Annotated in this window: 15 protein-coding genes and 2 tRNA genes; 4 read left to right on the forward strand and 13 right to left on the reverse strand. The window is 37.0% G+C overall.

The features are described from left to right. On the reverse strand, positions 1-1,445 hold a 1,445-nt coding region (locus tag AC1W31_RS16290), incomplete at its 3' end, for a xanthine dehydrogenase family protein molybdopterin-binding subunit (RefSeq protein ID WP_481735546.1). A gap of 24 nt (positions 1,446-1,469) precedes the next feature. Beyond that, the gene (locus AC1W31_RS16295) at positions 1,470-1,931 is read right to left on the reverse strand and encodes a (2Fe-2S)-binding protein (protein WP_481735547.1); all 462 of its coding nucleotides are present in this window, start codon (positions 1,929-1,931) and stop codon (positions 1,470-1,472) included. Positions 1,932-2,263: 332 nt separating this feature from the next. Between AC1W31_RS16295 and AC1W31_RS16300 the strand changes: the two genes are divergently transcribed. After that, positions 2,264-3,952 carry a purple acid phosphatase family protein gene (locus tag AC1W31_RS16300; protein WP_481735548.1) on the forward strand — a complete coding sequence of 563 codons (1,689 nt, stop codon included), beginning with the start codon at positions 2,264-2,266 and terminating at the stop codon, positions 3,950-3,952. 42 nt (positions 3,953-3,994) lie between these two features. Here AC1W31_RS16300 and AC1W31_RS16305 read toward each other — a convergent pair whose 3' ends face one another. The 4 genes from AC1W31_RS16305 to AC1W31_RS16320 all read right to left on the reverse strand — a co-directional run bounded on the left by AC1W31_RS16305 (position 3,995) and on the right by AC1W31_RS16320 (position 8,670). Further along, entirely contained in the window at positions 3,995-4,927 is a 933-nt protein-coding gene (locus tag AC1W31_RS16305) for a hypothetical protein (RefSeq protein WP_481735549.1), read from the reverse strand. Positions 4,928-5,079: 152 nt separating this feature from the next. Next, a complete protein-coding gene (locus AC1W31_RS16310) occupies positions 5,080-5,826 on the reverse strand; it encodes a succinate dehydrogenase/fumarate reductase iron-sulfur subunit (RefSeq protein ID WP_481735560.1) in 747 nt (248 codons plus the stop codon). 11 nt (positions 5,827-5,837) lie between these two features. Beyond that, a complete protein-coding gene (locus AC1W31_RS16315; protein ID WP_481735550.1) occupies positions 5,838-7,820 on the reverse strand; it encodes a fumarate reductase/succinate dehydrogenase flavoprotein subunit in 1,983 nt (660 codons plus the stop codon). A 178-nt stretch (positions 7,821-7,998) separates the two neighbouring features. Then, complete coding sequence (locus AC1W31_RS16320; protein WP_481735551.1) at positions 7,999-8,670, reverse strand: succinate dehydrogenase cytochrome b subunit; 672 nt, start codon at positions 8,668-8,670, stop codon at positions 7,999-8,001. A 389-nt stretch (positions 8,671-9,059) separates the two neighbouring features. Between AC1W31_RS16320 and AC1W31_RS16325 the strand changes: the two genes are divergently transcribed. Continuing rightward, positions 9,060-11,921, forward strand: coding sequence for a T9SS type B sorting domain-containing protein (locus tag AC1W31_RS16325; protein WP_481735552.1), 2,862 nt, complete (start codon positions 9,060-9,062; stop codon positions 11,919-11,921). Between the two features lie 149 nt (positions 11,922-12,070). Here AC1W31_RS16325 and AC1W31_RS16330 read toward each other — a convergent pair whose 3' ends face one another. The 7 genes from AC1W31_RS16330 to AC1W31_RS16360 form a co-directional block, all read right to left on the reverse strand. Next, entirely contained in the window at positions 12,071-13,402 is a 1,332-nt protein-coding gene (locus AC1W31_RS16330; RefSeq protein ID WP_481735553.1) for a trigger factor, read from the reverse strand. Between the two features lie 141 nt (positions 13,403-13,543). Beyond that, a tRNA-Leu gene (locus AC1W31_RS16335) sits at positions 13,544-13,625 on the reverse strand. 93 nt (positions 13,626-13,718) lie between these two features. Further along, positions 13,719-15,302: a DUF1501 domain-containing protein gene (locus tag AC1W31_RS16340; RefSeq protein ID WP_481735554.1), complete on the reverse strand. Its 1,584-nt coding sequence runs from the start codon at positions 15,300-15,302 to the stop codon at positions 13,719-13,721. 120 nt (positions 15,303-15,422) lie between these two features. Further along, positions 15,423-17,003, reverse strand: a complete 1,581-nt coding sequence (locus AC1W31_RS16345; protein WP_481735555.1) for a DUF1800 domain-containing protein — start codon at positions 17,001-17,003, stop codon at positions 15,423-15,425. Between the two features lie 215 nt (positions 17,004-17,218). Then, the gene (locus tag AC1W31_RS16350; protein WP_481735556.1) at positions 17,219-18,067 is read right to left on the reverse strand and encodes a prephenate dehydrogenase; all 849 of its coding nucleotides are present in this window, start codon (positions 18,065-18,067) and stop codon (positions 17,219-17,221) included. A gap of 76 nt (positions 18,068-18,143) precedes the next feature. Continuing rightward, positions 18,144-18,914 carry a diaminopimelate epimerase gene (gene dapF, locus AC1W31_RS16355; RefSeq protein WP_481735557.1) on the reverse strand — a complete coding sequence of 257 codons (771 nt, stop codon included), beginning with the start codon at positions 18,912-18,914 and terminating at the stop codon, positions 18,144-18,146. A gap of 74 nt (positions 18,915-18,988) precedes the next feature. Continuing rightward, entirely contained in the window at positions 18,989-19,507 is a 519-nt protein-coding gene (locus AC1W31_RS16360) for a DinB family protein (protein WP_481735558.1), read from the reverse strand. Positions 19,508-19,636: 129 nt separating this feature from the next. On the opposite strand from AC1W31_RS16360, the gene AC1W31_RS16365 reads away from it, so the two are divergent. Together AC1W31_RS16365 and AC1W31_RS16370 are read left to right on the forward strand one after the other, a co-directional pair. Next, positions 19,637-19,713, forward strand: a tRNA-Asp gene (locus AC1W31_RS16365). 190 nt (positions 19,714-19,903) lie between these two features. After that, positions 19,904-23,680 (forward strand): NACHT domain-containing protein, encoded by a 3,777-nt coding sequence (locus AC1W31_RS16370; RefSeq protein WP_481735559.1) that lies wholly within the window; start codon positions 19,904-19,906, stop codon positions 23,678-23,680. Positions 23,681-23,784: the final 104 nt, after the last annotated feature.

Here is a 23,784-nt window from a genome sequence, read left to right on the forward strand (position 1 = left end):
GAATCAATCAAAACATTTTCAACTGCTCCTACTGGAAAATTATCTTGTCGGGTTGAATTACCCGCATTCATACTCACGCCTCGCAACATAAATCCTGTCATATTTCCCGCTTTATCAACGGCAGCTTTAAAGCGATAACGTACGGCAGGTCGATAAATTCCACCGCTCATATCGTCTTCACGAGTCCACATTACTTTTACGGGCGCTTTGATAATGCTTGATAATTCAGCAGCTTCTAAGGCATAATCATTATTCAATCTTCTGCCAAAACCTCCGCCCATTTTGGTCAATTCCAAGGTGATATTTGCCGCAGGAATATTCAATAATTTAGCAACTTGGTCAACGGCATTTTGTGGTGTTTGGGTTGGACCAGCCAAACGTACACTTTTCTCTTTCACATCCGCAAAGAAATTCATGGGTTCCATCGGATTATGCGGTAAAAAAGGACATTGATAATCGGCCTGAATCACTTTATAGGCTTCACTAAATGCTTTTTCAACATCGCCATCTTTCCGTCTGACTTCGGCTTTATTTCCTTCCATCATTTCCGTAAAAATACGGTTATGGTCGGAATCACTTTCGAGGTCTTTTTCTTTTTCCCAATCAATTTTCAAGGCTTTACGAGCCTTCATAATTTGCCAAGTGGATTTACCCACAACCGCCACTTTATTCCCAAATGAAACCACATCAATAATGCCCGGTATTTTCTTGGCTTCTGAAGCATCAAAAGATTTTAATTTTAGACCAAAAGCTGGTGGACGTTGAATTTGAGCGTACAACATTCCCTCCGTTTTGAAATCAATTCCGTAAACGGGTTTTCCCGTAATTACATCATGATTATCAGCACTTTTTGTGGTTTTTCCAATCAGTTTAAAGTCCTCGGTTTTCTTTAATTTTATATCTTTAGGAATTGGCAATTTTGAAGCCACTTCGGATAATTCTCCGTAAGATAATTTTTGCCCCGTGGAAGAAATTACAAAGCTATTTTCAGTCTTACAAGTGGAAGCATCTACCGACCATTTCTGAGCCGCTGCTTCTACCAGTAATTGTTTAGCAGTTGCACCCGCTTTGCGTAGGCGTTCCCAAGAATGTTTGATTGCTCCACTCCCACCCGTCAATTGTCTTTCGTATTTTTTGGCATCTAAATGAGCCTGTTTTACCACGACATTTTTCCAATCTGCATCCAATTCCTCCGCCACAATCACCGCAAAGGCAGTTTTTATGCCTTGACCAATTTCTGGATTGGGTGAAAAAATGGTAATTATTCCATTTGGAGCAATCGAAAGAAAGGCATTTGAAGTGATATTTTCAAGGGTTGCTTGTTCGATGATATTGGCGGCAACTGCTTCATTATTTAACCAATTAAAGCCCAAAATCAAACCTCCACTTGCCATTAGGGAGTTTTTTAGGAAATTTCTACGGCTATTATTTTTTATATTTTCCATGTTCGTATGTTCGTATTAAAGGATTTATTTCGATGATTTTGCTGCTAATTTCACCGCATCATGAATACGGTGATAGGTTCCACAACGACAAATATTACCTGACATTGCCGTTTCAATGTCAGCATCGGTTGGGTTCTTATTTTCCTTCAAAAAAGCCGCCGCCGTCATCATTTGTCCTGCTTGACAATATCCACATTGAGGCACATCAATCTCATTCCAAGCCTTCTGAACGGGGTGCGTTCCATTGGCAGAAAGACCTTCAATGGTCGTAATTTTGGATTTGCCAATTACTGAAACTGGCAATACACATGAACGAGTTGCAACGCCATTCAAATGCACTGTGCAAGCTCCACATTGAGCCATTCCACAGCCATATTTTGTTCCCGTAAGTTCTAAGGTGTCACGGAGCACCCACAAAAGAGGGGTATCTTCTTCAACGTCCACCATTTTAGATTGTCCGTTGATTGATAATGAATATTTTGCCATTGTTGATGTTTTTAAAATTTAAATCAAAGCTATATAATTATTAACGATTGTTAAAAAAAAATATTCGTGTGAACAGACAGATAAGCATAGTGACGTATAAATCATACATTATTATTTTTCTTATTCGATTTTCAATTTTTATTCCTAATTTTAATGCTCGAATTTACGCGAAACATCTTCCGACAAATAAGAATAGATTATTGAAATAATCATTATTTTATTCAACGAAGTAATTTATCAAATTACTGATTATCAAATATTTACCATCTCGTTTTCTTCATAAAGATACATTAGTCTTGGTTATTTATTACTATTTTCAAATCAAAATTTTTATGAAGACATTTATATTAATCTGGACAATCTTGTTATCAACTTTATGTTTTGGGAAGAATAGTTTACCCGTAAAAATTTATGGAAATGACTTATTATCGCAACAAACTGCTATTTCTAATTACATTAGAAACAGAATCTCAAAATTGCCAATTGAGACTAATGATGTAAATTTTTTGAAGAAAAAGACCATTCCTCCTACCGTAACAAGAGGCCCCTATTTACAAATGCTTGGAACGAATAGAGTGGTCGTGAGATGGCAAACCGCTACGGCAACTGATAGCAAAGTTGCGTATGGATTAACCATGAGTTATGGCAGTTCATTAAGCAATACAACGATAAGCACAGAACACGAAATTTCCGTTACAGGACTTACCCAAGACACAAAATATTTTTATCAAATAGGTACAACCACTGACAATATTCCCAGTGATGCTCAAACTTTTTTCAAAACCGCTTTGTCCGCAGGAACAACTACTGATTTTACGGCTTGGGTTACGGGTGATTTTGGCACGGGTAATGCTGACCAAGTAAATGTTAGGAACGCATATTCAACCTATGCAGCCGCAAATTTGCCCAATGGAAAGGTAGATTTTTGGCTTTGGCTTGGCGATAATGCCTATGGTTCAGGTACTCCCAGTGAATATACTTCAAGGGTATTTAATACTTATCCAAATATCCTTAAGAATACGCCCATTTTTCCATCTGTTGGAAATCATGACTATGCCGACGTGGGCAACACTTTTCCACCTATTACCTTACCTTACCCAACCAATTTTGAGTATTTTAGTGCCTTCACAACGCCTCAAAATGCTGAATTGGGCGGGGTTTCTTCCACGACAAAAAGATATTATTCATACAATTATGGCAATGTACATTTCATTGTGTTGGATAGTTATGGCGTTGTTACCAATAGCAATTCGATTGATGCGGTCAATAATCCTATGTACACGTGGTTGCGAGATGATTTAATTGCTAATACAAAAAGATGGACGGTTTGTTATTTTCATCATCCGCCCTATTCAAAAGGAACGCATGACAGTGATACAGAATTTGGAATGGTGAATATGCGACAGTATTATGCTCCTTTACTTGAATCCTATCACGTTGATTTGGTGCTTTCGGGTCACAGTCATGTTTATGAGCGTTCCTATTTATTGAATAAACATTACGGCATTGAAAATACTTTGACGGAAGGCATGAAAATAAATAATACTTTGGGAAATGTTTCACCTTATTACACAAAAAGTTCAGTGAATGGAATTGGGACGGTCTATGCGGTTTGTGGTAATTCTGGACAAGGGGGAGTGGTGGTAACGGCTGATAGCTATCCTCATAATGCCTTGCCGCAGTCGTTCAATACTCTCTGGGGTTCGATGATTTTGACATTTAAAACCAATGAAATTGATGCTAAGTTTTTAACCTCGACTGGTACCATAAACGATAATTTCAAAATCGTGAAAAACGATTGTGTTGCGGGTGTAACGGTCGAAGAAAGCGTCATGTCGGGCGATTGGCATACCACCGCTACGTGGGGTTGTGGGACAATCCCAACGACCGACAGCATCGTACAAATTAATGCTGGAGATACGGTAACCGTGAGTACAGCAAATACCGCTGATATTAAAAAGATACATGTTTTTGGATTGCTTAAATATTTAAATAACAGGCAGTTAAGACTAAAGCCGTGATAAAAAGAAGCGTAGTAAGAAATTTTCTTACTACGCTTCTTTTTATCGAGGACCTCTTTGTCCACTTTGTCCTCCATCATTTCCGCCACTTAGGGGAGTTTCTGAACGACGATTACCACCACCACGATTGCCATTATCCGAACGATTATTGGGTCCTTTTCTTTCAGGTCTGCCACCACCATTTCCTTGTGAGTTTCCCCCGCCATTATTATTGGGTTCAACTCTTTCGGGTCTGCCACCGCCATTTCCTTGTGAATAGCCACCTCCCCTATTATTGGGGCGATCATTGGGATTTTCTATTCTATCGTTTCTATTTCCACCATAATTGCCTTGTGAATTTCTACTATAATCTGCATTTCCTCTTGACTGGCTTCCATAATTTCTATTATCATGGTTTCCTATTTGATTATTGCCTCTATTTTCATTAAATCTTCTATCAGAATAATATTTTTGGGCAATACGATTTTTATTATTTCTATACCAACCATTATAATTTGGGCGAGGAACGTATCCCAATCTTATGCTACCAAAACCTCTTTTATCGAATCTAAAAAAGTCATATCCACCTTGATAAAACCAACGATTATATCCACGACGGTCGTACCCATAGACATCAAAACCGTAGAAATTACGGTCATAATCGTTCAGTTCAATGCCCAAGCGTTGATTTAGATAAATGACATCATTCCAGATTTCTTGTTGTTCCCAACCGCTAAAAAGTCCGTCCGCTTGATAAGCATATTCTTTTCGTTCTACATCTTCCAAAACGCCATACAATCTGTTCGATTCGTTTTGAGTAAGCAATCCCCGCTGAATTCCATTACTGATTTTCACCCGAATATCCCAATGCCAGTCAAAGTCATTGTCGTAATAATATCTATCATCGTTATACGCATAATCTTGATTCTCGTACTGTGCATTCACCGAAACAATAGTTGCCATAACCATCAAAACGGCAATCATATATTTTTTCATGTTCTTGTTATTATAAATGTGATTTGTACATTAGAACAGAAAATTACGCAAAGTATTATTTTGGTTTTGTTAAAGGTTTGTTAATGTTTAACTATAAACTCAAAAAGCCGTCTCAGTCTCCTGAAACGGCTTTTTAATATAATTTCTAAACTTTATTTAGAAGAAAGTACAGCACCATAATATTCACGGTTCATACGAGCGATATTCTCCAAAGATATTCCTTTGGGACATTCTGCCTCGCAAGCACCCGTAACACTACAAGCACCAAAACCTTCTGTATCCATCTGAGCAACCATTTTCTCGGCACGCATACTACGTTCTGCTTGTCCCTGTGGCAATAAAGCTAATTGAGAAATTTTTGCTGAAGTAAACAACATCGCCGAAGAATTTACGCAAGCCGCCACGCAAGCACCGCAACCGATACAAGCCGCTGCCATAAAAGCATCATCAGCGTTATCTTTTGGAATTGGTAATGAGTTAGCATCCTGTGCGTTACCTGTATTTACCGAAACATAACCACCCGCCGCAATAATGCGGTCGAAAGCTGAACGGTTTACGGCTAAATCTTTCACCACTGGAAAAGCTTTTGCTCTCCACGGTTCAACTGTGATGGTATCACCACTTTTGAATGATCTCATGTGCAACTGGCACGTCGTAACGCCTTTGTTGGGTCCGTGAGGTTCACCGTTAATATACATCGAGCACATTCCACAAATGCCTTCACGGCAGTCGTGATCGAAAGCAACGGGCGATTCGCCTTCGTTGATAAGACGTTCGTTCAAAACATCAAACATCTCTAAGAAAGACATGTCTTCTGAAATACCTTGAACGTCGTAGTTCTGGAAATTACCTTCCGAGTTTGCATTTTTCTGTCTCCAAACTTTTAAAGACAAATTCATATTTCCTTCCATTATTTGTAAGATCTTTGAGCGATTTTGATATTTTCGTAAACCAATTCTTCTTTGTGTAATTCGAATTCCGACTGTCCCTTGAATTCCCAAGCGGCAACGTAGGCGTAATTTTCATCATCACGCAAGGCTTCACCGTCTTCAGTTTGGAACTCTTCACGAAAGTGACCTCCACATGATTCATTACGGTTCAAAGCATCAACACACATTAATTCTCCTAATTCCAAGAAATCAGCCACACGGCCTGCTTTCTCTAATTCTGGATTAAAGTCATCTGTATCGCCTGGAATTCTAACATCTGACCAAAACTCTTTTATCAAGCCTCTAATCTCAACAATTGCTTCTTTCAAACCAACTTCATTACGAGACATTCCGCATTCATTCCACATGATTTTACCTAACTTTTTGTGGAAATAATCAACTGATTTAGTGCCTTTGATAGCCATCATTTTATTGATACGCTCTTGAACTGCTTTCTCAGCTTCCACAAATTCAGAAGCATCCGTTGGAATTGCTTTTGTCCGAATATCACTGGCTAAATATGCGCCAATCGTGTATGGCAAAACGAAATAACCATCTGCCAAACCTTGCATCAAAGCCGACGCTCCCAAACGGTTTGCACCGTGGTCAGAGAAATTTGCTTCGCCCAAAGCATAAAGTCCTGGAACGGTTGTCATTAAGTTATAATCAACCCAAAGTCCACCCATTGTATAATGAACCGCTGGATAAATACGCATTGGTAAAGTGTAAGGGTCTTCGCCAGTAATTTGCTTGTACATATCAAACAAGTTACCGTATTTTTCTTTCACCACAGCCTTACCCATCGCTTGCAAGTCTTCGTCTGAGGCATTTTGAATACCTTGTTTGTTGGCTTCACCTTTTCCATAACGCAAAATAGCTTCGGCAAAATCAAGATATACGGCCATTTTGGAAGTTCCTACCCCATAACCTGCATCACAACGCTCTTTGGCGGCACGAGAAGCAATATCACGGGGCACTAAATTACCAAAGGCAGGATAACGACGTTCCAAATAGTAATCTCTCTCTTCTTCTGGAATATCAATGGATAAACGAGTATCATTTTGTTTCTTCGGAACCCAAATACGACCATCATTTCTCAATGATTCTGACATCAAAGTCAATTTCGATTGGTGGTCGCCTGAAACAGGAATACAAGTTGGGTGAATTTGCGTATAACATGGATTTGCAAAGAATGCTCCCTTGCGGTGTGCCTTCCAAGCTGCCGTTACGTTAGACCCCATTGCATTGGTAGAAAGATAGAATACGTTTCCGTATCCACCCGTACACAACAAGACAGCGTGTCCAAAATGACGTTCTAATTTACCAGAAATCAAATCACGAGCAATAATTCCACGGGCTTTACCGTCAATCGTTACTACGTCCATCATTTCGTGGCGAGTCATCATCGTTACATTTCCTAAACCAATTTGGCGTTGTAAAGCAGAATACGCTCCCAACAACAATTGCTGTCCAGTTTGTCCTGCGGCATAAAATGTCCGTTGAACTTGTGTACCACCGAAAGAACGGTTCGACAATAATCCACCATATTCACGTGCAAAAGGTACGCCCTGAGCCACGCATTGGTCGATGATTGCTCCTGATACTTCTGCCAAACGGTGAACATTTCCTTCTCTCGAACGATAGTCTCCTCCTTTGATGGTATCATAGAAAAGACGAAAAACTGAATCACCATCATTTTGGTAATTTTTGGCAGCATTGATTCCGCCCTGAGCCGCAATTGAGTGGGCTCTACGGGGTGAATCTTGGAAACAAAATGCTTTGACTTTGTATCCTAATTCTGCTAAAGAAGCTGCTGCCGAAGCACCAGCCAAGCCAGTACCTACCACAATAACTTCAATATTCCGCTTATTAGCGGGGTTTACCAAAGGAACATGAGATTTGAAATCTGTCCATTTCTCACCAATTGGTCCACTTGGTATTTTAGCATCTAATATAGTTGACATAAACTTGGTATTTGTTAAGTAAATGAGCGAGTTGTGAGTTGATTTTTTTGGTTTATGAGTCAAAAAATAACACTCCTATTTCACTAAAATATTATTACATTTGACACGATGAGCATTAATATTTGAATCATAGAAAAGCGATTTAATTCAAAAATTAACAACTCAAATATCAAAATTATTACTGTATCCAGCCAAAATACATCGAGATTGGCATTGACGCAAAAATCAATGGAATCAAAATTGAAAACCCAAAACCTACTGACTTTACGAATGGCGTATATTTTGGATGATTCCAACCCATTGTTTGGAATGAACTCTGAAAACCATGCGACAAGTGATATGCCAATGAAATACAACCAACCACATAAATTAATACAGGAATTGGATTAGCAAATACCATTTTCATTTCTGCAAATAGTGTTGTGTGTCCTCCTGTAATTTCATCCGTAAAACGACTCGTTATCCAAAAGTGACGTAAGTGAATTACTAAGAAAATCAACAACAACGAACCCAAAATCCCCATTGACCGTGATGCCCACGATGAATTAGCTTCTCCTTTTACGATGGCATATTTCACAGGTCTTTTTTCAGAATTTGACTTCCAAAGCATCAAGCCATCCACAATATGGATAATAAAACCTGCCATCAATCCAACTTCGGCAGTTCTGATTACCCAATTACCACCCATGAACTCGGCGGCTGAATTAAAGGTTTCGCCACCGTCATTAAAGAAAATCGTTGAATTAATTCCGCAATGCACCAATAAAAAAATAATCAGTGAAAGCCCCGTAACTGCCATGATGAGTTTTCTACCCAGCGAACTTGATAATGTTTTTGTTACCCAAGACATCTTGTATTTGTTTTAGTTTTACTATTTGAATTTATTAATAATTATTTAAAGACAGAGACAGAAAATTTTAAAAATTGATATGAAATATCTTAGATTCAATTTAAAATTTCTAATTACTCTTCACTAATCATTAAAAACAATAATTAACCCAAAACTACTACTCAAACCTTTGCCTTTCAAATAATCTATCACATTTTAGCAATTATTTACAGTGTTTTTACGTTTTTTTACAATAAAATCAACATTAGCTGAAAATTACGATTTATCAATAATTTGCCTTTGTTAACTTATTTTCAACCTTATGTTTTAAAATATTGTTTTGTTAGTCGGTAAAAAAAAATATTGTTTTAACTTGTGGTCAAAAGCCTGACCTTTTTATAAAAAATCAAATGAAATTACGAATACTATATACGCTTGTTTTGGGTATCTGTTTGAGCCTAATGACTACTAAATCTTTCGCTACGCACATGAGAGGTGGAGAAATTTCGATTAAACGAATCTCTACTACTTCTCTGACTTACGAATTTACCTTAACCATTTACTGCGACAATACTCCCGCTGGGGTAAGAGCTTGGACTGACCAAAAAGAAGCGTATTTTTGTTTTGGCGACGGATTAGGGGTCATCATAAGAGCGCCAAGAATTAATGGAAATGGACAAGGCGAAGATCTTGGAAACGGGATTGCCAAAGGAATTTATAAGGCCACTTACACTTATGCAGGTCCATCAGATTATCGAATTACGGTTGCGATTCCCAACAGAAACGCTAACGTTAGAAATATCCCCGGGGATTCCCAACAAGTGACATTTTTTGTTGAAACTATTTTAAAAGTAAATGCGGGTTTAGGACAAAACTCTACCCCTATTTTATTAAACCCTGCGGTGGATTTAACGGCGGTTGTGGGTCAAAGATTTATTCATAATCCAAACGCCATTGACGTTGAAGGTGATAGTTTAGCGTATAAATTGATTCTTTGTCGTAGAGGAGAACAAGAGGATTGTAAACAACGAGGCCAAGCCATTGTTGGTTTTGTGCAACCAAATGAAGTCGCTTCAGCACCCAGTTCTTTTACGATTGATAAACGTTCGGGTGATTTAATCTGGGATGTTCCACAGGAAGTTGGGCTTTATAACTGTGCCTTTACCGTGGAAGAATGGCGGAATGGTGTACTGATTTCAATTACCGTTCGGGATATGCAAATTGAGGTAAAAGATGCTGATAATGCCGCTCCAAAAATAAAAGTACCAGACGATATTTGCGTAGAAGCAGGAACAATTATTGACCAAACTATCACAGCTGCCGATACCCCTTCCAAAACGGGAAGGTTGGACAATATGAGCTTGTTTTCAACGGGAGCCGTTTATAGATTGTCCGATGGAACAACTTTCATTTCTCCTGATTATGCCACTTTTACCCAAACTGCACCCAATCCTTCGTCTCCTGCATCAGGAAGATTTGTTTGGAAAACCAGTTGCAGTCATATCCGGCAGGAACCTTACGACATTTTATTTAAAGTTCAAGATTTACCGCTATCTAAAAGTATTCCGAGTTTAGTGGATAGTAAAAACTGGCGGATAAAAATCATTGCTCCACGTATCAAAAATCTCAGAACGGTACCAGATGCGGGCAACAGAACGGTAACTTTAAATTGGGATTCGTATGCTTGTCAGAATCCTGGGGCGGTGATAATTATTTATCGTAGATTAGGTTGTAATGCAATCCCAACACCTCCTTGTACCATTGGTATTCCTGCCGGTGCCGGTTATGTGGAAGTAGGACGTGTACCCGTAAATGCGACAACATTTACCGATAATAATCTTACCAGAAATATTGATTATAGTTACAGAACGGTCGTATTATTCACGAACGGAACAAACACAACAACCAGCGTAACTTCCGACCAAGCCTGTGCGAATTTGCCATTCCAAGGTCCCGTAATTACGAATGTTACGGTAGATAAAACAAATGCCACTACGGGAGAAATAACGGTGAGATGGACTCGTCCAATTTCTTTAGATAAGTCGCAATATAAAGGGCCATATCAATATCGTTTATTCAGAGCCTCTGGACAAACGGGAGCAACAGGTTTCACGCAGGTTTCTCCGAATATTGATACCGATTTATCCGCTGGAAAATTGGATACGCTTTTCACTGATAAAGCCTTGAATACGCTTGATAATATTTATCGTTACCGTTTGGTTTTCTATTATACCAACAGCACTGGATTATCTGCTTTGGATACCACTGATATGGCCAGTAGTGTTCGTTTGGCGGCAACGGGAGATATTAAAGTGGTGAATCTATCCTGGCAAGTAACTGTGCCGTGGAATAATCAAAATCAAACGCACCGAGTATATCGTGAGACAAAACAAGGTTCTGGGGTTTTCAATCGTATTGCGGATGTGCCAGTTACGAGTACATTTAGCTTTACAGATACAGGAGCGGACACCTACGCTGCCGATGGTTTAGCCATTGCCAAAATGAACCCTGATTCGTCGTATTGCTATAAAGTAGAAACCGTTGGAACGTATGGCGACCCAAAAATTCTGCCGAGTTTATTGTATAATTTCTCCCAGATAATTTGTGCCACACCAAAAAGTGAAATCGTGCCTTGTCCACCTATTTTGTTGATTGATGCCTTGGATTGCGCAGAATACAACAAAAACGAAAATAATTGTAACGAGACTTCATTCAATAATAAATTAACGTGGTCAACCGCAGATAAAAATACTGCGGGTGCGGAATGTGATAAGGAAATTGTAAAATACAGCATTTTCTATTCACCAAAACAAGACGGTGAATTTACGAAAATTGGCGAAGTAACTTCACCAAAACCGCCAGCAACCACGTTTACGCATACGAAAAATGATTCTTACATCGGTTGTTATTATGTAACGGCAACTAATCGTTTTGGAACTGAAAGCGCAAGAAGTAATGCAGTATGTAAGGATAATTGTACGAGTTTTGCCTTACCAAATATCTTTACGCCAAACGGAGATGGCAAAAATGATGTTTTCCAAGCGATGAAATGTCCACGATTTGTGCAGACAGTTACCATTACGGTTTATAATCGTGCGGGACAAAAAGTTTATGAATATGCAGGCCCGAAATTAGAATGGAATGGAAATGATAACGCAGGAAATCCATTACCCACAGGTTCATATTTCTATAATTGCGAAGTAAAATTCCTGACCTTAGACCCTAACAGTGCCACTTTGAATTTGAAAGGTTGGGTTGAAATGGTGAGATAATTTTTCCTTGAGTCTTAACCAAAAAAAAAACCTGATAATCAACTGATTGTCAGGTTTTTTTGGTCTATTTAATATCAAAATATAACTACTTTATAAAGATTATTCAATAAAATTTTAGCAAGAAAAAGCAAATGTCTTCTGAATTAAAACTAAACTAAAGAATCCGCAATTTGCTTAAATTCTTCCACGTCAATCGTTTTAGTTTCAATTTTCATATTGGCAACAATAGCATCTGAAATTTTAGCCGTGAAAACTTCATCAAACATCTTTCTGAAGTTATCTTGCTTGTTTTTATCGGTTAAATATCCTGTAGCAATACGGTCAATCATCTCGTCCATATCGTTGCCAGCACCACCGCCCATCATACCGAATTGTCCACGAATCATCTCTTTAGTTTTTGCTAAAACTTCCTCGTATTCAACTTTAATATCATTTTTAGTAGCAATTTCATTTTTGATTAATGTCCAACGCAAATCTTTTTTCACGTTCTCAAAATCTGCTTCAATTTGCTCAGGAGTAAATTTTCCTTGATTAATTTCTACTAACCAATCTTTTAAAAATTGTTCTGGCAATTCAATTGAAACATTTTCCAATAATGCTTTTTCAGCATCAATTTTCAATAAATATTCTGATTCACGCTTGTAGTTTGATTTAATAATTTCAGAAACCTCCGCACGGAATTCTTCTTCCGAAGAAACCTTACCTTCGCCCAAAATTTTATCAAAAAATGCTTGATTCATTTCCGCAGCACCCGTGCGAGTAATGTCTTCAATCACGAAAAAAACTTCGCCTACCAAACCATCTTTATTACCAGTTGCCAATTCAATAGATTTTTCATCTACGAAAGTGTCTTGTAAATCAAACGTCAGAGTTGAATCTTTAGCAGCACCAACGAAGGTTGCTTTTGCTTCTTCTTTAATGGCTTTCATCGGAATAGCAGATTTTTCAGACCATTCTCCTTGCGTAAAAGTCCCAAAAACCATATCACCATCTTCTACCGAATCTGCATGAATTTGTTCACCACCATTTTTCATGATGTTTTCCAAAGTGTCATTCAATTCTTTCTCTCCCGCTTGAATATCATACGTTTTCACGGCTGGAATTTTATCGAAATCTACGGTAAATTCTCCTGCTAAACCAAGATTGTAAGCAAAATCAAACTCTTTTTGGTTATCCCAATCAATAATGTCTTGTTCTTCTTTGGCAGGCATTGGGTCACCAACAATACTTAAACTATTTTCACGAATATATTCTTGAACAGCTTTTCCCAACATTTGGTTGATTTCTTCAATCATAATAGACTTACCAAACATCTTCTGTACTAATTGCATTGGCACCATACCAGGACGAAAACCTTTGATATTAGCACGCTTACGATAGTCTTTGAGGTTTTTATCAACTTGGGGTTTATAATCTGCTTCTGCGATTGAAACGACCAAACGAGCGTTTACGGGGGTACTTTTTTCGAGAGAAATGTTCATTTGTTATATTTCTTATGTTGAGATTCTAAATTTTAGATAATCAAAAAAGCCCTCAAAACCAGGCAGGTTAAAAGGGCTTTTTTCAAGTCATTTATCTAAATAATTACTAACATTTGTAATTGTTTATGGATAATTGAAGAGTACGGGCGAAGGGACTCGAACCCCCATGCCTCACGGCGCCAGATCCTAAGTCTGGTACGTCTACCAATTTCGCCACGCCCGTATGCGTAAAGGAATTGTCCCTTTTGGGAGTGCAAAATTAGGGATACCTTTTTTTAATTGCAAATAGAATGGGAAAAAGTTTTCATTAATTTTCTTACCGCATCACCATCAACGCTTTTACCAATGGTTCTGCTCCCGTATCCACCTTCACAAAATACTTCCCAGAAGCCATGCTACTCACATTTATGCGTACTTGTGTGCGTGAAAGACGAGTTGGATTTGTGTCAAAACTACGCCCATACGCATCTGTAACGACCAAATTCGTATTATTTCTGGCAAAGGCATCCGATTCAATAATGGTTTCTGTTTGGGCTGGATTTGGAAAAATATTCAAATCTGCTAAAGGAACTTCATTTTCATTACCTAACACTTTGGCTGCCTTGAAAATTGGGGAGAGATCAAATGTTTTATCTAATAATATACTTTTTACAGATGCGGCACTCGCTCCCATCCAATCTTGAAGAATGGCCGCATACACTTGTCTAAAATCAGTTTGTAATTTGATGTTGTTATTATCTAAATCTTTTAAGTTAGGGTTTTTACCAATCATTTGGGTTTTCACGGCATTGCCAAAAACAAATAAAGGCGATGCCCAACCGTGGTCAGTGCCTTTACTACCATTTGAAATGGCTCGTCGTCCAAATTCCGAGAAAGTCATCCCTACTACTTTATCTTGAGTACCCTGCGCCTTCAAATCATCCATAAAGGCCGTGATTCCTTCCGAAACTCTTTGCATCAATACAGCGTGACTTCCGGTAGAGGTATCGGTGGCGCTCACTTGGTCGGCGTGCGTGTCAAATCCACCCAACGTTACATAATAAATTTTCGTTTGCAAACCTCCATGAATCAATCTCGCAACGATTTTTAATTGGTCTGCCACGGAATTATTGGCTGGGTAAGTTACTTTATTTACCCCTTTTCCAGCCGCTACTTTCAACTGTCCAGCATAAGCAAAAGAAGAAGTTTGCTGTTGACGAATGAAAGCGGTATATTTCCCACCAGTTGTATCGGGCAATGGGCTTGGACTAATATTGGGTTTATCTCCCACAATTCTGGCAAAGGTATCTGGGTCTTGAATCGCAATGGCCGAAGTAATGGAAGCGGTATTAAAAACGGTTGCCGAAATAGAAGAAATCTGAATAGCCAAAGGGTCTGGATTGGCGGTACTCGGGTAACTATCTGGAAAACCTGGATAGCGGTCGTTTATGTATCTTCCCAACCAACCCGAGGTAGAAAGTTTATCAGCATCAACCGCTGTAAACCAAATATCGCTGGCTCGAAAATGTGAAAAACTTGGATTTGGATATCCCGCTGAATGCACAATTGAGAGTTTCCCCTCGTTATAAAGTCTTTGCAAACCCGTCATAGCAGGATGCAAACCTGTTTGATTCGTATCTTTTAAGGTCAGAACTTTATTCTGTTCAATGGCAATATTTCCTCTGAAACTTGCCGATGAATAAGTATCGTATTGGTCAAGTGGAATAACCATATTTAATCCGTCATTTCCCCCTGCGAGCTGAATGACTACCAAAATATTGTCGTTGGCATCAGCAACTTCCAACATTGCCTTCATAAAAGGCGTAGTTGCCTGCGTATGAGCTTTCGCTCCGAAGCCGTCAAGAATTAAAGGCAAAAAGAACGATGCTGAAGTATATTGGATAAAATCTCTACGTTTCATAAGATTTTGGATTTATTCTGATTTGGAATTTTTGACTTGGGATTTATTACGAATGTATATTTTCAATCTGGAATTAATGTTAAGAGACCTAAAATCTCGAATCAAAAATCCTAAATCAAATCATCCCATTTGATATTCGGCCAACCTTAAAACATAAGTCATTAAACGGTCTAAGCGTATTTTGGCAGCACTTTTCTTCATCGCATCATTGGGTGCTTTGGTATAATCATTCCAAATGGTTAACCACTCATAATAAGGCGAACCTGCCATTAAAGGCTGTTCGACCAAATACTTAATTTGTTCATCGGTTAACGGAAATGCCATCAATGAATCCGTTAATTCCCGCACCATAATATAAGCAGATTGCGAATCTGTCAATACTTGAGGCAATGATGTCAATAAAGGAAGTGACAAAGTATTAATGTCCAAAGCCGTTGCCGTTGCTCCTTTTACGGCATAATCCGTCCAAGCACCTCGTAAAGCAAGGGTGGTAGAATTTATCCAAATCTCATAAAAATCAGTATCATAATACGGCCGCCAACCGAAAACGGAAGGTTGGTCAATGATGTCCATTTGCTGTTCACGAATACGACCGTAGAAATAGGACGTTGCCGCATCATATTGCGTGCGTGCCTTCACAGGGTCAGGAGCTTGATAATTGAAATTTCGGAGCGTTCCTACGACCAAATCTAAAGGCGATTTTATTTGTGAGCCGTATAAGGTTTCATCAAAGAAATGTTGGCTTTTGAAAAGAGCGATTAAAACAGGTTTTAACTCATAATCTTTCCTAAAAATAGCGGCTAAAGGTTCAATAAAATCTTTCTCAATTTGCGCAGAAATATCCGCCTGTATAAAAAAACGATAGAATTTTCTAACGATAAAACGAGCCGTTTCGGGCTGAGCCAGAATCATATCAATTAAATCTTTCAACTCATCATCTCCCGCAGTGGCTCCCGCACGACCTTTAATAACCTTCTTTTGAAATGAATCAGAGAAAATTTTATCAGCAGTATCATGTTGAGCCGAGCGAAATTCAAAACTTGCGGTTGTCACCGTTATACTTCTATAATTCAATGAACGCCAACCCGTTAGCACCCGAGCCGCTGCTTTTACATCATCTTCGGTATAATTTCCACGTCCGATTGTAAATAACTCCATTAATTCACGACCATAATTTTCATTGGGTTTACCAACCACATTTGCCCCTCCATTTAAATAAACCAACATGGCAGGGTCTTTCGTAATTTCGATGACAAAATCTTTAAAATTACCCAACGCAAATTTTCGTAACAATTGATTTTGGCGATAAAGAAACCGCACATCAGATACATCTGTGGAAGTGGAAACAAAATGGTTTTGCCAGAACAAAGTCATTTTTTCATTAATAGAAACGGGTTGATTTGTCATCAAGCCCATCCACCAATATTTTAGCCTTGCTCGCCTTGCGCCATCAAAATTATTGCGTTCGGCGTCAGTCGTTCCCGTGCCGCCCCAAACCAAATTATGGGATGTTTTTTGATTTTCGTCCGTAGGGTCGGGGGGAATGGCTTGTGAGGCAAATAATTGCTGAACAATAACGTCAACTATTTTTCCAGTAAATGCTTTAATTTGGGCTGGGGTCGCTCCGAAGGCAGTTCGTCTCAGTAAATTTGAAACTTGTCGAGCCGTAAGATTTTGCGTATAAGCGTCAATCAGTGCCATAGTTTTTACAGAAGTTTTTAAGAGTTTTTTGTTAGACAAAAATAGTGGTACTCAGGTTTAATATAAAGATAATATTATTTTTAATGCGTTGATTTTTAATGTGATGAGAGCGAGTAAATTGAATAAGAAGCGGTTAAAACAATGACCGCATCGCTTTGAGCAATGTCGTCATTATACATTACAGAAAAATAAAATATTTTTCTGTAATTCTACGATTACTTATTCAAAATTCGCTTAATATCATTCGCTTGAACAAGGCATTCTTTGAATTTATCATAACTATTTGAAATCATTAAACCCTTGAATTTCAAGAGTGTAGTGATATATTCATCTAACACATCAATGATATTTTCTTGATTTTGTTGAAAAATTGGAATCCAAGTTTCGGGATTAGATTTTGCCAAACGCACCGTTGACTCAAAACCTGTACTTGCCAAATTAAAAATACTTTCTTCATCCTTTTCCTTTGCCAAAACCGTTGAGGCCAAAGCAAAAGAACAAATATGGGAAATGTGCGAGATGTAAGCCGTATGAATGTCGTGCGAAGCAGATTCCAAATAAGTAATTCGCATCTTCAAACCTTCTTCGTACATTTTTTTAATCAATGCCACAAATTCAGGTTTGGAATCCTCAATATCGCAAAGCACACAGTTCTTTCCATCAAAAAGATGTCTTATGGCTGCTTCTGGCCCCGAAAATTCTGTTCCCGCCATTGGGTGAGTTGCCACAAAATTTTGACGTTTTAGGTGATTTTTCACGGCATCAATTACTGGTTTTTTCGTTGAACCAACTTCTATAACGATTTGATTTTCAGTAATTAAATCTAAAATATTAGGTAAAATAGAAGTTAATGTATTAACGGGAGTTGCAACGATAATAATATCGGACTGCGCAACGGCTTCATTCAATAAAGCCACTGAATCAACCAAGCCTAATTCGAGCGCTTTTTCAGTATGCAATAAATTATTATCAACCCCAATAATAGTATCTGCAAAGTGGTTTTCTTTTAAACTTAAAGCCATTGAACCACCAATCAGCCCAAGCCCTACAACGGTAATTGTCATTATTATTTTATGTATGAGGATTGAAAGTATCAGGCATGATTTTGAAATAATACCTCATACTTAAAATCCTAAATTGTTAGATAGTTCCTTCAAAAACCTGCACCGCCGGCCCAATCAAGTAAATATTTTCATAGCCATTTTCAGTACGATTAAACTCAATCCTAAGGTTTCCACCAACCACTTTTATATCAATTGCTTTGTCAAATCCAAATCTTGAATTTGCCGATAAAGCACAAGCAGTCACGCCCGTCCCGCAAGCATACGTCTCATCCTCAACACCACGCTCGTAGGTGCGAACTTCCAATTGATTATCGCCAATAACTTCCACAAAATTAACATTCGTTCCTCCACGACTCACAAATGGCTCGTTATAACGAATAGCTTTACCCTGCGAATAAACATCCAAGTTCTTCAAATCGTCCGTATATTCCACATAATGAGGCGAGCCAGTGTTCATAAAGTCATACTTTTCGGTCTTCTCTATTTGATTAACGTCAATCATTTTCAGAGAAATAACCTCGGGTGTCACTTTCGCTTCATGCTCACCATCGGTAGCTATAAAAAGCGTTGAATCACCAATAATTCCTAAATCGTGCGCAAAACGAACCAAACAACGTCCGCCATTGCCGCACATTGAACCTTCCGTTCCGTCCGAATTAAAATATACCATTCGAAAATCGTAACCCTCCGCATTTTGCAAAAGCATCAATCCATCGGCCCCAACCCCAAAACGACGATGGCACAAATCGGCAATATATTTTTGTGAAATAGGAAATGTTTCAGAACGGTCGTCAATCACCACAAAATCATTTCCTGTACCTTGATATTTATAAAATCTTAAAGTCATAAGCTGTGAGCTATGAGCAGTGAGTTTTAAGCAATAATTTTTATTTTTTATAAATCTCACGGCTCAACGCTATTTTAAATATTATATTTTTCTTTCAAAACTTTCAAATGGTGCAACTCGTGTCCCGCAATCATAGAAACCAAAGCTCTTGCCGAAACTGGATTTCCATTCGCAAAACCAATTTGAGATGCCGCCTCTTCTGACAACGAAGAAAATAAAGCAATCGACCCTTCACGAACCAAACGATACTGTTCCAACAAAGATTCAAAACTTTGTTCCGAAAACTTAGCCGCTGTTGCATAGTCATTTTCATCAAAAGATGGCAAAGATTGTTTTTCTCCACGAGCAATACACAGTACTCGATGCCCAAAAATTCTTTCAGTATCCGTCAAATGACCCAAGATTTCTTGTGGTGACCACTTACCCTCAGCATATTTGAAACTTTTTTGTTCTTCCGACAAATTTTTATACAAATTTATTACAACCTCTTTCTGCAACGTAAGTGCTTCAATAACATTTTGATTATCAACTTGTTCTATGTAGTAAGAGAAATAAATATTCTGTGGATATTCATTCTGATTAGGTTTAATCATAATTTTTTTTCGTTTTTTTTCAACAAAGGTATTGTATTGTCCGAAATAACACCTAATTTTGCATCACAATTCAACGACAACGAAACAAGATTCAAACAGAAAATTGATCGTTTAGGAGATAAAGTAAAAGGTTTGGTAGTTCAGTTGGTTAGAATACATGCCTGTCACGCATGGGGTCGCGGGTTCGAGTCCCGTCCAGACCGCCAATTAAAAGCCTGATAATCAGAAGATTATCAGGCTTTTTTGTTGATTTTGGTTTAAACTTGAAATCTTGGTTTAAACATAGTTTAAACATTTTTGAGTTTTTGTTTAAACCGAAAAACTTTATGTCTCCTCCAAAATAAAATAATCGTAGATTTTTAGTAAATTTATTTTTCATCTTTACTTACAAAATCTATGCTTGATACTCCTTTTTCTTACATTCCTAATACATCTCCAGACTATTTTACACTTCCAAATGATAGACGGTTTGAGGAGTTACTTCACGCAATTTTTACTAATGAAATCAAATTTGGTGAATATAAATGTGTCTTTGATAGTGCTGATTTAAAACCAATCGGTGCGGACCAAGGCATAGATGTCGATTTGTATAAAGATGGATTAAAGTGCGGTGGAATTCAATGCAAATTGATTAAAGATTATTTGAGCAAAAAAGAGGTTTCAGAGGAATTGATAAAGTTTGCCATTAATTATCTTATTGATAATACTTTAATTTCTGATTTGTCTTCATTCCGATATTTCCTTGCTGCACCAAAAGGATTTTCAAAAAATGTTCGACTATTCGTTGAAAATTTTGGGAATAGAATAATTTTAGAACCAGAATTAGAGAAATGGACAAATGCTGTTTTGAAACATAAAACCTTTCAAAATGCAGGGTTTACTTATAAAACAATTGAGCAAGATTTAAAAAGAGTTCTACAAACTTTTGGTATCGAACCAGTCGTTGCTAATGACTTAAACGTTTATCTTGCCCAATCATATAATCAAGTAGTTTTTAATACTTTTTGGACGAGTAGAACACATACTGGCAATGATTATTTGGATGAAAAACTTGATATTTTTAAGCAAGAAGTAATTCAAGAATTTCAAAAAACAGTTCCTCACAGTAGTCTTTCACAAGCCTCCATTTTACAAGATTTTCAAGTAGCCTCTTCCTTTGTTTATGAATTATCTAATGAATTTAATGGTCTTACCGATTCTCATATTGAAAGAAATGAAACTCAACAAATTATAAATTGGTTGGATAATGAATTAACTGAAAAAGAGAAAAATATTCTTTTGCTAGAGGGAGGTACAGGAATGGGTAAAAGTGTAATTATTCGTGATGTATTGCACCACATTAGTAAAGATAGTATTCCTGTTCTTGGTATTAAATCAGACAGGTATGCTCCGCATGATATTGAAGATTTAGAGAAATTGCTCAATCTTAAAGACTCTTTGGTGAATCAGATAAATACCTTAATTGCAAATCGAATAGATAAAGTTATAGTTTTGATTGACCAAATTGATGCTCTATCGCAAAGTCAATCAAATAAACGAGAACCTATAAATACCTTTCGCACCCTGATTAATTCACTCACGCTAATTTCGCAAGTTCGTGTTATTGTCTCGGTAAGAAGTATTGATTTAAGAGAAGACCCTGATTTGATAGCACTTGGCAGTAAAGTTACCAAAGTAAAAGTATATGAGATTACAAATGAGCAAGTTACGAGCGTTTTGGAGAAAAAAGGAGTTAGTTTAACAAGATTGTCCAAGCACCTAATTGACCTTTTAAAAAATCCCTCAAACCTAAATTTGTTTTGTAAAATTCTAAATGAAACATTAGATTTCTCTCGTTTATTGACTCGTCAAGATTTACAAAAAGAACTTTTCAAACAGAAAGTCGTCAATAATAAAATCAAATCTTCTCTTTGTCCAGCACTCGTTTATGAAATTGCTGATAGAATGTATGCTAATGAGCAAATCAGCGTAGATGCAGAGGGTTTTCAGATTCATTATCCCAATGAACTTAATTATTTGGTAAGTGAGGGCATCATTAGTCTTCAAAGTGGCTTTATCCAATTTTTTCATCAAACATTCTATGAATTCGCTTTTGCTAAGTCTTTTTTCAATAAAGGTGGAGAGTTGTTGCCATTCATTAAAAGTAATTATCAAAGTTTGAAAATAAGAGTAATTGTCAAGATGATTTTGGATTTTTTAAGAGGTGATAACCCCAAAGAGTATATTAAAATATCGAATGAGATACTATCTTCAGAGAAATATGCTTTTCACTTTAAGCATCTGTTGATAACGAATTTATGTTTTGCACAAGGAATAACTCCAAGAGAAAAGAACTTTGTCAAGGAAAAAGTCCTCACAGATATTTGCTTAAAAAAGATATTTTTAGAGTCCGTGAATAGCTCTGAATGGTATCATTTTTTTGTTGAGAATGATATTTTTAATGAATTGCTTAATCCTAAAAATAGCCTATACAAAGACAAAAAGCGAGATGTGCTCATTTGCAGAATACTCTTATCGAAATTTTCTAACACAAATACTGATGAAGTTTTAGAGTTTATGTCTTCTAAAATCTTGGATTGTGAAGAAAAATCAGGGGTAATATCGGAAGTTTTGATAGATTTAGATAACTGGCAAAACCCAACTACGATAAATTTATTTGAAAGCAATTTTAAGATTGAAGATAGAGATACGATGTGGTTTTGTAATACTTTGGAAAAAGCCTCTGTATATCAACATAAGTGGGTATTAAAGCAATTTGAACAACTTTTACTAAATCAAGACTTAGCAAAACCAAACTCATATATAGATTCAGTTATTTACTTTGAACATTCTGAGAAAGAATTATTAAAACATTTATTTGAAAAAGACTTTAAGCAAACATTCGATTTTTCGATTGATTTGATAAAAAAAGTCGTGCAAAAAAGTCAATATCACGCTTATACTGATTCTGATATTACTTTATACTTTATGAGTGATACAGGCTTGAGTAATTCCATTTCAGATGATATAGAAGGCTCTGTACACCATGAAACATTCTATGGCGAAGTTATGCTACAAAATAGAAAAATGGCGAAGGAGAATAGCCATGCTTTTAAAACATTTTTTGCGGATAATCTTGATAGTCCTTTTTTGGTGATTCAACGATTATTGACCAAAGGACTTATTGAAAACCCATCGGAATACAAAGAGGAATGTTATCAATTAATTGCCCATTTTGGTCAAAAAGGAGGTTTTAACCTTTCATTAGATAACACTTATTATATAAGGGAGTTAATTACATCGAGTTATTGCTTATTTACGCCAAAACAGACAAAAGAAATAAATAGCATACTTCTAAATGTAAAAGATAGAAGACATCTCAACATAAGGATTGATGAAGGAAAAAAGAGACATTTTTTGAAATGGTTTGGTGAAAAAAATCTGCATATCCTTAATGCAATTCCTTTACAGTATATTCAGAACGATATTACGCTCAAAAAAAGGTTTCAAGAATTAAAAAGAAAATTTCCAAACCTTAAAAATAAACCACCACAGCGAGTTACAGTTAGTGGCGTATATGCTCCATTCGACCAAAAAGCATACGCTAAAATGACATTAAAGCAATGGGAACAAACTTTCTTAGAAATAGACGAGGAAAAAATAAATTTTGGTTCATCAAGAGGTTCTTTGGAAGAACATTCTCGACAGTTTGAAGAAGAAGTTAAAAATAGAGGTGAGTTCTTTCTACCACTTATCGCAAAATTGATTAAAGAGTGGAGAGTAAAAGAAGAATACATTCTGTCAGCTATTGAAGGACTTATAAAAACTCAATATGATGCTAATGTTGTGCTTCACTTTATGACTTTAATACTTGATAAAATGAAACAAGAGGTTTCGCTAATTAGAGTTAATCGTATATCTCAATACCTGATAAAATCTCAAACGGTAAATGTGCAACTGATTGATTTTTTGAGAAATAATATTCTTTCAAAAATTGAAGAAATTAATACTTCCATAGATGATATGTTGCAGAGGGCTGTAAATAATTCTGATGGTAGTGCAATATGGTATTTGATGGATGGGACAGAATTGAGCGATTTTCACTCAGTAATTTTTGAAACGATGGAAGAAATAAGTCGTGGAAATAATACTACTGTTTGGAAAACTTTAAATTGTCGGATAAAGTTTTGTTAGTTTAATTCTTGCATTCTCATTTTTGAATTGCCAATTAATCATTTTTTTCTTTTGATTTTGTTGATTCATCCATCTTTTTGCAACGATTTCAACTTCTTTTTTAT

This window comes from Arcicella sp. (assembly GCF_964672035.1).